The organism is Cobetia sp. 5-25-4-2 (genome assembly GCF_013374075.1).
In the GTDB taxonomy this organism is placed as follows: domain Bacteria; phylum Pseudomonadota; class Gammaproteobacteria; order Pseudomonadales; family Halomonadaceae; genus Cobetia; species Cobetia marina.
On sequence record NZ_BLWK01000001.1, the window covers coordinates 696,726 to 707,108 of the forward strand.

A 10,383-nucleotide genomic window follows, 5' to 3' on the forward strand; every position below is an offset into this window, starting at 1 on the left:
TGGCTCAGCGCTTGCCGGCAGGTCGGCGGCGAGCGCGGGCCGGCTTGCGTGGCAGCGGGTCCATCGTCGAGGCGGGCACGGCGAGTCCGGGCTCGAACCCTTCGATCACCACACGCTCGATGAAGTTGCCCAGATGCTGCTCGATGGCGCACAGGTTGCGGAAATCATCACGCGATACCAGTGAGATGGCTTCACCGCTTGCCCCGGCGCGTCCGGTGCGTCCGATACGGTGCACATAGTTCTCTGCCTCATCCGGCAGGTCATAGTTGACCACCCGCTGCAGGTCATCGATGTCGATGCCGCGCGCCGCGACGCCCGTCGCCACCAGAAATGGCACCTTGCCTGCCTTGAAGTCTGCCAGCAGCTGCTCGCGGACCGCCTGGCTGCGTCCGCTGTGGAAGGATTCGGCGCCAATGCCGCGCTTCTCCAGCTGGCTGACCAGCTTGGCCGCACCGCGCTTGGTCTCGATGAAGATCAGCGCCTGCTGCCACTCGCCACTCTGGATCAGGTGGCTGAGCAGCGCGGATTTGAATTCCTTGTCGACCGTGATCAGGCTCTGGGTGATCTCGGGAGCGCTGGTGTTTTCCGGCGCGATGGAAATCTCCACGGCGTCCGTCACCGCCGTTCTGGCCAGCATGCGTACCTGGGTCGACAGGGTGGCGGAGAACAGCAGATTCTGACGTAGGCTGGGCAGTTTCTCGACGATCTTGTTGATGTCGGCGATGAAGCCCATGTCGAGCATGCGATCAGCTTCATCGATGACGAGGGTGCGTGTCTCGTCGAGATGGATCGCGCGTCGGGTCAACATGTCGAGAAGACGCCCTGGCGTCGCGACCAGAATGTCCACGCCTTCGATCAGACGCTGTTGCTGCGGGGCGATGTCCACGCCGCCATACATCGCCATGGAGCTGAGCGTGAGATGTGCGGCATATTGGCGGATGTTGTCTTCCACCTGGATGGCCAGCTCACGCGTCGGCGTCAGGATGACGGCATGCACTCGCTTGGCGCGAACCTCGGGGGCGTCTATCAGTTGTTGCAGCAGGGGCAGCACGAAGCTTGCCGTCTTGCCGGTGCCTGTCTGCGCGGCGGCAATCAGGTTGTCGCCGGCCAGCACGACGGGAATCGCCTGCGCCTGAATCGGGGTCGGGGTCTGATAACCCTGCTCGGTAACAGCCTTGACGATGGGGTCGCTCAATCCAAGGGCGGAAAATGGCATGGTGTCTCGATTTTTCAAGGGGAGGAGGGATTGTACGACCACGGGGTGTCGCAAGGCGTTGAGTGATCCATTGTACCTCCCCGGGAGGATGTCATGAGGAATGGCCACTGCAGGCAGGTGTGCAATGAAAAAGCCCCGTCTACCTGAAGTAGACGGGGCTTTCGGAATTCAAGGTGGTGGAGGGACAGGGATTCGAACCCTGGGTAGGCTATTAACCTACGCCGGTTTTCAAGACCGGTGCATTCAACCGCTCTGCCATCCCTCCGACTCACGGAGCGAAATACTACCGAAACTGATGAGAATAGCAAGAGGTGGGCGAAGAAAAATCTTGGGAAAAGCCATCGCGGACAATCACTTGCGGTGATCATCAAACGCCTCTTGAGCGCTGCCGGCTGCCAGGCGACAGGGCGAGCACGAAAAAGCCCCGCCTACCTGAAGTAGACGGGGCTTTCGGAATCAAGGTGGTGGAGGGACAGGGATTCGAACCCTGGGTAGGCTATTAACCTACGCCGGTTTTCAAGACCGGTGCATTCAACCGCTCTGCCATCCCTCCGACTCACGGGATGAAATACTACGGATTTCTCTGGCCGCGTCAAGGACTTGGGGTAAATTTCCTTTCCGTTCAGATGCTTGAAAGGTAGCGAGTGCCACACTGTGCAGGGAGAGCGAGGATGAGGTTGCCTTTTGCGCGCTGGATAGTTGCATGAAACGGGCTTTTCATCGTCCTGTCTCTTGATTAGGGAAACCCCGACGGGCATGCTGGGGTCAATTCGATGCATCCATCGTAGCAACCTGAGGATAGACACCATGGCTAACAGCTCCTGGCAGGTCTCGCAGGATACCGCGAGCCGCTCACTCAGTACCCACCGGGTACTGCGCAACACTTACATGATGCTGGCGATGACGCTGCTGTTCTCTGCGCTCACCGCTGGCGTGGCGATGAGCATGGGCGTGGGCCGCATGAACATCTTCGTGCTGCTGATCGGTGCCTACGGTCTGATGTTCCTGGTCCACAAGACCGCGAATTCCACCGCCGGCATCTTCGCGACCTTCGCCTTCACCGGCTTCATGGGCTTCACGCTCGGCCCGGTGCTCAATGCCTACCTGAGCATGCCCAACGGCGCTCAGCTGGTGATGACGGCACTCGGCATGACAGGCATCACCTTTGCCGGTCTGTCCGCGGTCGCACTGGTGACGCGCAAGGACTTCTCGTTCCTTGGCAACTTCCTGTTCGCGGGTGCCATAGTGCTGATTCTGGCGATGCTGGCGGCGATGATCTTCAACATCAGTGGTCTGGCGCTGGCAGTATCGGCCGGCTTCGTGCTGTTCGCCTCCGCGGCGATCCTGTTCGAGACCAGCCAGATCATCCATGGCGGGCAGACCAACTATCTGCTGGCGACGGTCAGTCTGTACGTCTCCATCTACAACATGTTCGTCAGCCTGCTGGCGCTGCTGGGCTTTGCATCCGACGATTGATCGTCAGACGCTATCCCGCAAGCCTTGCATCAACGACCCCGCCTCGGCGGGGTCGTTGCGTTGTGTGGCATGGACACGGCGCGGCGGCAGGGAACGGCGGTACGTCGCGGTGGCGGTGGTGGCGTTGCGGGGCTCTGACAGATGCCACCACTCGCGCTAGAATGTCGCCCTCAATGCGCAGCCGACTCGAGGTTCACATGCGTTACGCTCTGGCCGTCTACGGCGGTCCCTACAGTCAGCAGGCCAGTCATTCGGCCCTGCGCTTCGCCGAGGCGTTGCTGGCCCGCGGGCATCGTCTGAGCACGGTGTTCTTCTATCACGACGGCGTCTACAACGCGGCGACGATGATGGCACCTCCTCAGGATGAGCCACATCTGCGGGACCGCTGGATCGCGCTGGCGGAGCAGGGCGAGACCCGTCTGCAGGTGTGCGTGGCAGCAGGGCTCAGGCGTGGCATGCTCGATGAGCGTGAAGCCGCGCGACACGGCAAGCAGGGGGCGACCCTCGAGGCGCCCTTCGAGTTGACCGGACTCGGGCAGCTGGTGGAAGCCACGCTCGAGAATGACCACCTGATCACCTTCGCCTGAGGAGAGCACCATGAGTGATGCGATGTCACAGACAGCGACGCACGCTGCCGACCTTGGGCAGGTGAGCGATGACCTCGCGCCGGGCGATCTGTTGATCCTGTTGCGTCACGCGCCGCATGGCAGCAGCTGGCTGCGCGAGGGGCTGGAGGCGGCGATGGTCGCGGCGGCCTTCGGGCGCGAGGTCGGGTTGCTGTTCAGTGGGGATGGCGTATTGGCCCTGCTGGAAGGCCAGCAACCGGGCGCGCTGGGGCAGAAGGGCAGTGACAATCTCCTGGCAGCGCTGGACATGTACGATGTCCAGCGCTGTTATGTGGATGCCGCCGCCCTGCGCGCACGGGGCCTGAGCGTCGAGGATATCGCCTTGTTGCCGGTGACCCTGATGGAGCACGACGATATCGTGGTGCTGACCGGCGCCTTCTCGCGGGTCTTGAGCTTCTGAGGCCTGCCTGACGCCCGGGCGTGCGGCTGGTATGCTCCGCCATCATCACCCTCGCGCTCTCGCTTCGGGCGCAAGATCGCACTGGCGGGCGTGCGGCTCACGTCTTTCGCGGGCGCGTCTCTGTCCCGCGCACTCCTGCCTCCCTTGACTGGATAATTGCATGAATCTTCATCTTCTCAATCGCTCGCCATTTTCCAGTCGCATTCTGGATGATGCGCTCAATGCCATGGGACCCGAGGACCAGCTGCTGCTGATCGAGGATGGTGTCAACGGCGCATTGGCTGGCGCGGAGCACTATTTCGTCGGCCTGGAGGGGCGTCTGTTCGCCTTGCGTGAGGATCTCGAGTCACGTGGCCTGTCGGGCCGTTGTAGCGCGAGCGTGATCGTGGTGGACGTGGATGGCTTCGTCGCGCTGACCGAGGCCGCGGACAAGACGATCTCCTGGTTCTGAGCGGCGCGGCGCGAGGTGCCACACCGGCCGGACAGGCATGTCGCATGTCATTTCTTGAGTGGAACGAAACATCAGGATGAGCAATGGCCAGCAGTGAAACGGTACGTACGCTTTCTCTCGACGGACGTGAGATCGGTCTGGATGCCGAGGGGTATCTGGTGGATCTCGAGGACTGGAGCCCTGCGCTTGCCGAGCGGCTGGCGGCGGAAGAAGGCCGTGAGTTGACCCCCGAACACTGGGAGGTCATCGAGGTATTGCGGGATTTCTATCAGCGTTTCTCGCTTTCCCCGGCCATGCGGCCGCTGACCAAGGCGATGACCCAGCGCTTCGGGCCGGAAAAGGGGCGCTCGCTGCATCTGATGCGCCTGTTTCCTGACAGTCCTCCCAAGGTGGGCGCGCGCCTGGCAGGACTGCCCAAGCCGACCAACTGCCTGTGAGGCAGTGCCTTGCCGCGCCGACAATCGCGCCGGGCACATGCACACAACCCTCAAGTCCGCGCCGAGCAGGGCGGCGCGATGGCGACGCAGAGCGCGGTCTGCGTTACTATTCCCTGCAGCAATGCATCGCGGCCAGCTGGCGGCGGTGCATCAGGTCCCGCGACACGATCGCAAGGGCATTTGAATTCAGGCGGACAAGAGTCGACTTGCATGGGAAGAGCATTCCAGAACCGTAAAGAGTCAATGGCGCGTACTTCACTCAACAAGGCGCGCGTATATTCACGCTACGGACGCGAGATCTACGTCTCGGCCAAGAGCGGTGGTGTCGACCCCAACGGTAACCTGAGCCTGCGTCGTCTGATCGAGAAGGCCAAGAAGGATCAGGTGCCGACTCACGTCATCGACAAGGCCATCGACAAGGCCAAGGGCGCCGGCGGTGAAGATTTCGCGCTGGCCCGCTATGAAGGTTTCGGTCCGGGCAATGTCATGGTCATCGTCGATTGCCTGACCGACAACAACAACCGTACCTTCGGTGAAGTGCGTACCTGCTTCAACAAGGGCAAGGGCAAGCTGGGCGCCCAGGGTTCGGTCTCGCACATGTTCGATCACCGCGCCATCCTGTCCTTCAAGGGTGCGGAAGACGACGAGGAGAAGGTGCTCGAGGCACTGATGGAAGCTGACGTCGATGTCAGCGACATCGAGCTGGATGACGGCATCATCACCGTGTTGACGCCGACCACCGAGCACTTCAAGGCCAAGGGCGCACTGACCGATCTCTTCGGGGAAGACCTTGATTTCGAAGTCGACGAGATCAGCTTCATCCCGCAGATCCACACCGAGGTCAGCGGTGACGACGCCGAGCTGCTCAACAAGATGCTCGAGATGCTGGACGATTGCGAAGACGTGCAGCAGGTCCATCACAATGGCGAGTTCGTCTGATCGAGCTGTGCATCAAGGCAGGTCCCGTGGCATGAGCCATTGAGACGATAGCCCGCAAGGCCCCGCCGGTTTCCCCGGCGGGGCCTTTTCATGTCTGCTCTTTCAAGAAGGCGGTACGTTCAAGGAAGCGGTACGTTCAAGAAAGCGAGGCGAGATCGTCGCAAGAGCAGCACGAGGAAAGCGTGAGGGCAGTGCAGACCAAGCCACCATCACGGCGACTGGCTCAGCAGTGCGCGTGATGCTGGGCATGCGGGTCCGTCTCGCGTGGGTCGGCCATGCCTCCCTTGATGCCACGCTTCACCAGCCAGACATTGACGGGCCAGGCGGCGAGCAGGCCAAGGCTCAGCGAGATGACCATCGAATTCCAGAACAGGGCGTCATGCATGCCTGATCTGCCTCCCAGCCACAGGTCGACCGAGATGGCCACCAGCTCCATGACGAAGATCGAGGCGGTCTCGCTTCTGAACGCATCCTGGATGACCTTGCGCTTGTCATCGCTGCCGGCCTGAAGCATCGGGCCGACGGTCAGCAGGAAGCCGAACAGGTAGGCGAAGAGGAAGGTGATGATCGCCGTCGCGAAGTTGCCCAGTGCCAGCAGACCCACCGCCAGCACAACCCCCACGAACTCCCCGAGTCCACAGCCCGAATAGCAGTGCGCGACGCTTCTCAGTCCCTTGCGTGCATCACGGTTGTCCGCGATCTGGCGGCGCCCGGCAAAGCGATAGACGAGAAGGCCCACTATTCCGGAGTACAGCGTGGTCAGCCCCCAGACCCACTTCATCATCGGCGCCAGATGGGCATTGCTGGTCGTCAGGTCACGCAGGACCCAGACCAGTGACGGCAGCATGAGCAGTAACCAGCCGAGAAACAGGCTCCAGTCGGAAAGTAGATCACGTAGCGCGGATTGCATGGGACCTCCTGTCGTATCGGGCATTCTGATGGGATGGCACGGATGGCCCGGCGCCGGTGTTCCTGCAGTGATGACATGGCGCTGATCTCAGCAAGGCGATCTCAGCAAGGCGATCTCAGCGAGGCGATCTCAGCGAGGCAATGCCCGGGCACTCAGTGATACCTGATGGACAAGGCGCGCGAGATCAAGGGAGCACAAACGCAACGTAGCGGCGCGATGACATGTCATGTGGTGCTCTCATGGCTTGTTAACCTTGGTGCAAACCTCCATGGTGAAAGATGTTGGACGTTGCGCTGGCAATGTCGCCACCTTTATCAGGAGTCACGATGTCGAGACACGCTGCTACCTTTCTTTCACGTTCTCTTTCACGCTCTCTTTCGCGCGTCACCCGTCAATTTGCCGGGGCTGCCGGGCTCGGGCTGATCGCCTCGCTGGCATTGCCAACGGCGGCTCAGGCCGAGGAGGACAAGGTCTTCGGCTGGGTGGAGAAGGCGACCATCGAGCCCTGGGGCGTGCTGGTCAAGGCCAAGCTGGACAGCGGCGCGCTGACGTCCTCGATGCACGCCGAGAACATCGAGACGTTCACGCGTGACGACGAGGAATGGGTGCGCTTTGACGTGGAGGTCGAGGATGAGGCCAGCGGCGACATGGTCGAGAATTCCTTCGAGCGCCCGCTCTATCGTGACCTGACCGTCTCCGGTGCCGGCGGACGTGATACGCGCCCGGTGGTCCTGATGACCCTGTGCATGGGGGGCGAACGTTACGAGGAGCAGTTCAGTCTGCGGGATCGTGATGGCATGAATTACCCGGTACTGCTGGGGCGTCGCACCATCCAGAGCCTGGGCGTGCTCGACGTGCGCAAGACCTTCCAGACCACGCCGGACTGTGGCGAGGATGCGCCGCTGCATCGCTATGAAGACAAGCAGTATTCCGAGCGGATCGGCGCGGCTTCCTGAGCCGTGGCCCTGCGCCAGCTCTGATCAGCAGCCCTGATGGCCAGACGCTGACATTCATCCCCCGGAGAGCCAGAGCATGTCGGATTCCGCCCGGCCGCCGTCTCGGGCGGCCCTCAAGGTCTACTACGATGCACGCTGTCCCGTATGTCGGCGTGAGCGTGCACGCTATGAGCGACTGTCGCGCCACGATGCTGGCGTCGAGTGGTGGGATGCGACGGAGCATGCCGAGCGTCTCGCCGCGCGGGGCATTCCCCTGCAGCGCGCGCTGCTGTCATTGCATGTCGAGACGGCCGATGAGCGGATCTGCGATGGCATGCCGGCGTACCGTCTGCTGCTGGCCCGTCTCCCCGGCCTTGCCTGGCTGGGGTGGTTGATCACTCGTCCGCTGGTCGAGCCGACCTTGACCCGTCTCTATGATGCCTGGGTCAGGCGTCGGCTATGCCGGGATGGCAGGCTCTGACGGGCGGCAGGCTTGACGAGAGAGGGAAGACACGCCTGAGGTCCATCACGCTTTTTTGATATGCAAATGCTAATAGTTTTCGTTAGTATGTGAGGCACCGTCCGTCTCCTCATGTCTGCGAGCCTACCGATGATCGACGCGCTTTCCCCGCTCTTTGCCGGTCCGATGGTTGCCTATCGGGACCTGATCACTACCAGCGCTCAGGCGCAGGCAGGTGGCGAGTCATCGCTGGACCGTGTCGTGCCGGCACGTGATGTGCTCAGCCCCGGCTGGCTTTCGGCCTGCATCGCCGCACATGGCATGCAGTACGAGGGGCAGCCGGGCGCGGAGGCACCGGATGAGCGGGCACTGCTTTCCCAGTGGTCCAAGTACCTGTTGTCCTCGATGGTATCGCTGCCGCTGGCGGCCAATCTGCTGCTCGATCATCAACTGCCGCTGGAGCTGCGCCATCTCTCGCTGCGCCTTGGCGAGCATGGTGTGGTCACCCAGCTGATACTCGATGACGCGGCAGGTCAGGGCGTCAGCCTCACGGCGGATATCGCGGCGGCAGAGGAGGAGGCGCGGCTGCAGGTGCGCTTCCAGGGCTATCTGGCACATCTCGAGGCCGTCATTGAGCGCCTCGTGCCGCATACCCCGCTGGGTCCCAAGGTCTTCTGGAGCAACGCGGCACATTACTTCGTGTACATCGTCGGCATGCTGGAGGAGCAGGGGTGGGTCGCGCAGGCCGCGCCGGCACGTCAGCTGATGGCGACCAGGGTGCTGGCGGACGGGCGGCGCAATCCGTTGTATCAGCCGGTCAGCGAGGTGATGGACCGTCATGGCGAACGGCATGTGCCCCGCAAGGTATGCTGCGTGCGTTACCGTATCGAATGCCTTGGCTATTGCAGCAATTGCCCGCTGGCCATCGAGCGTCCCGCGGCACGCCGGGCCCAGGCGCGCCGAGTCGACCAACGTGCCAACGCGCGTGGGGCACTGATCGGCAGTGACCTTGGTTGAGCAAAGCCCCTGGCTGAGCCGCGTCTCGTCTGGCGGGCCTTGGCTTATCGCACTTGTGGCTCTCGCAGCTCTCGCTGCTCCCGCCGGATGGTGGTGAGTTCTCGCCGTGGACGTCCTCCCATGGGTGTTTTCCAAGCACAGGACGTCTGCGGTGGGCAAAGTTGCCCGAGGGTAGCCGCCTGTCACTGCGCCCTCTGGTAAGATGGCGGGCCCCGTCATTGCCTGGTATGTCGTCATGTCCTCCTCTTCGCGCCGCCCACGCGGTGCTTCCCCGTCCAAGTCCGATGCCTCTTCCCGACACGATTCGCCCGCCAGGCGGCAGTCGGCCTCCCGAGGGAAGCCCGCCACCTCCAGCGCGGCGCCCGTCAAGGTGATGCCGGCCCGCAAGGGAGAGCTGCACCCGCGCAATCCCCACCGGGGGCGTTATGACATGTCGGCGCTGACTCGGGTCAGCCCGGAACTGGCGGCCTTTCTCATCACGACACCGGGCGGCAACGCCTCGATCGATTTCTCGGACCCGATGGCCGTCAAGGCCCTCAATCGCGCCTTGCTCCGTCATCACTACGGGGTGAGCGACTGGGACATTCCCGCGGGCTATCTATGTCCGCCGATTCCCGGCCGGGCCGACTATCTGCACTATCTGGCGGACCTGCTGGTCGAGGCCAGCGGGCGGGGGCAGTTGCCCCCGGGGGAGCGAGTCAGGGCGCTGGATGTCGGTGTCGGTGCGAATGTCATCTATCCGTTGCTGGCCAATCGCAGCTTCGGCTGGCAGATGGTCGGCAGTGACATCAGCGCCACGGCGCTGGAATCGGCCCACCGCAACGTGATGGCCAATGTGGTGCTGCGTGGTCAGATCGAGCTGCGTCTGCAACGGGATCGGCGTGCGCTCTTCGCCGGGCTCTGGGGGCAGGCGGAACGCTTCGATCTGGTGCTGTGCAATCCACCATTCCATGCCAGCGAAGCTGACATGGCGCGTGAAGCGCAGCGCAAATGGCGGGGGCTGGACAAGTCGCGCCAGCAGCGCGGCAATGCCTCACGCAAGGGCAGGACTCGCCAGGAGCGGGCTGGTGACGACAGATCCAGGGTCGACAGGACTCGCCGACACAGCGCCCAGTCGGCACCCGCGCTGAATTTCGCAGGTCAGGCGGCCGAACTCTGGTGTCCGGGAGGAGAGGAAGCCTTCGTGACGCGCATGGTCAGCGAGAGTCGTGATGTGGCGTCGCGCTGTCTGTGGTTCAGCTCGCTGGTGGCGCATGCCAGCAGTCTGCCGGGGATCAAGCAGGCATTGGCGGCAAGCGGTGCCAGCGAGGTGCGGGTGATCGAGATGTCCCAGGGACAGAAGATCAGTCGCTGTGTGGTCTGGACCTTCTTGACGCCCGCCGAGCGCCGGCAGTGGGGGCGGGACCACTGGCAGAAACACGACTGACCTTGACGCCGGCTCTCGCCGAGGCCTTTGCAGCACAGTCTCCGGCAGCATCATGGACCCTTGAGGAAGCCCTCGTCGCCCCGCGCGACG

12 protein-coding genes and 2 tRNA genes are annotated in these 10,383 nt (G+C 62.9%); 10 read left to right on the plus strand and 4 right to left on the minus strand.

Annotation, left to right across the window (positions count from 1 at the left end):
- Positions 1-4 precede the first annotated feature (4 nt).
- The 3 genes from HXS65_RS03045 to HXS65_RS03055 all read right to left on the minus strand — a co-directional run bounded on the left by HXS65_RS03045 (position 5) and on the right by HXS65_RS03055 (position 1,769).
- Positions 5-1,216, minus strand: coding sequence for a DEAD/DEAH box helicase (locus HXS65_RS03045; RefSeq protein ID WP_176493048.1), 1,212 nt, complete (start codon positions 1,214-1,216; stop codon positions 5-7).
- A 174-nt stretch (positions 1,217-1,390) separates the two neighbouring features.
- Positions 1,391-1,481, minus strand: a tRNA-Ser gene (locus tag HXS65_RS03050).
- Between the two features lie 197 nt (positions 1,482-1,678).
- Positions 1,679-1,769: transfer RNA gene (locus HXS65_RS03055), tRNA-Ser, on the minus strand.
- Positions 1,770-2,023: 254 nt separating this feature from the next.
- Between HXS65_RS03055 and HXS65_RS03060 the strand changes: the two genes are divergently transcribed.
- The 6 genes from HXS65_RS03060 to HXS65_RS03085 all read left to right on the plus strand — a co-directional run bounded on the left by HXS65_RS03060 (position 2,024) and on the right by HXS65_RS03085 (position 5,545).
- The gene (locus HXS65_RS03060) at positions 2,024-2,692 is read left to right on the plus strand and encodes a Bax inhibitor-1/YccA family protein (protein ID WP_065392578.1); all 669 of its coding nucleotides are present in this window, start codon (positions 2,024-2,026) and stop codon (positions 2,690-2,692) included.
- A 197-nt stretch (positions 2,693-2,889) separates the two neighbouring features.
- Complete coding sequence (tusD, locus tag HXS65_RS03065) at positions 2,890-3,279, plus strand: sulfurtransferase complex subunit TusD (protein WP_077372797.1); 390 nt, start codon at positions 2,890-2,892, stop codon at positions 3,277-3,279.
- A gap of 10 nt (positions 3,280-3,289) precedes the next feature.
- Entirely contained in the window at positions 3,290-3,718 is a 429-nt protein-coding gene (gene tusC, locus HXS65_RS03070) for a sulfurtransferase complex subunit TusC (RefSeq protein ID WP_255303022.1), read from the plus strand.
- Between the two features lie 160 nt (positions 3,719-3,878).
- Positions 3,879-4,169, plus strand: a complete 291-nt coding sequence (gene tusB / locus HXS65_RS03075) for a sulfurtransferase complex subunit TusB (protein WP_084208989.1) — start codon at positions 3,879-3,881, stop codon at positions 4,167-4,169.
- An 83-nt stretch (positions 4,170-4,252) separates the two neighbouring features.
- Positions 4,253-4,606, plus strand: coding sequence for a TusE/DsrC/DsvC family sulfur relay protein (locus HXS65_RS03080; protein WP_077372803.1), 354 nt, complete (start codon positions 4,253-4,255; stop codon positions 4,604-4,606).
- A 210-nt stretch (positions 4,607-4,816) separates the two neighbouring features.
- A complete protein-coding gene (locus tag HXS65_RS03085; RefSeq protein WP_077372806.1) occupies positions 4,817-5,545 on the plus strand; it encodes a YebC/PmpR family DNA-binding transcriptional regulator in 729 nt (242 codons plus the stop codon).
- 223 nt (positions 5,546-5,768) lie between these two features.
- On the opposite strand, the gene HXS65_RS03090 is transcribed toward HXS65_RS03085, so the two are convergent.
- Positions 5,769-6,455 carry a DUF4396 domain-containing protein gene (locus HXS65_RS03090; RefSeq protein WP_084208988.1) on the minus strand — a complete coding sequence of 229 codons (687 nt, stop codon included), beginning with the start codon at positions 6,453-6,455 and terminating at the stop codon, positions 5,769-5,771.
- A 326-nt stretch (positions 6,456-6,781) separates the two neighbouring features.
- On the opposite strand from HXS65_RS03090, the gene HXS65_RS03095 reads away from it, so the two are divergent.
- From HXS65_RS03095 to rlmF, 4 genes are all read left to right on the plus strand, one after another.
- Positions 6,782-7,411: a RimK/LysX family protein gene (locus tag HXS65_RS03095; protein ID WP_084208987.1), complete on the plus strand. Its 630-nt coding sequence runs from the start codon at positions 6,782-6,784 to the stop codon at positions 7,409-7,411.
- A gap of 76 nt (positions 7,412-7,487) precedes the next feature.
- Positions 7,488-7,871, plus strand: a complete 384-nt coding sequence (locus HXS65_RS03100; RefSeq protein ID WP_176493049.1) for a thiol-disulfide oxidoreductase DCC family protein — start codon at positions 7,488-7,490, stop codon at positions 7,869-7,871.
- Positions 7,872-8,000: 129 nt separating this feature from the next.
- The gene (gene fhuF / locus HXS65_RS03105; protein WP_169477153.1) at positions 8,001-8,867 is read left to right on the plus strand and encodes a siderophore-iron reductase FhuF; all 867 of its coding nucleotides are present in this window, start codon (positions 8,001-8,003) and stop codon (positions 8,865-8,867) included.
- A gap of 235 nt (positions 8,868-9,102) precedes the next feature.
- Positions 9,103-10,293: a 23S rRNA (adenine(1618)-N(6))-methyltransferase RlmF gene (gene rlmF / locus HXS65_RS03110; protein WP_176493050.1), complete on the plus strand. Its 1,191-nt coding sequence runs from the start codon at positions 9,103-9,105 to the stop codon at positions 10,291-10,293.
- Positions 10,294-10,383: the final 90 nt, after the last annotated feature.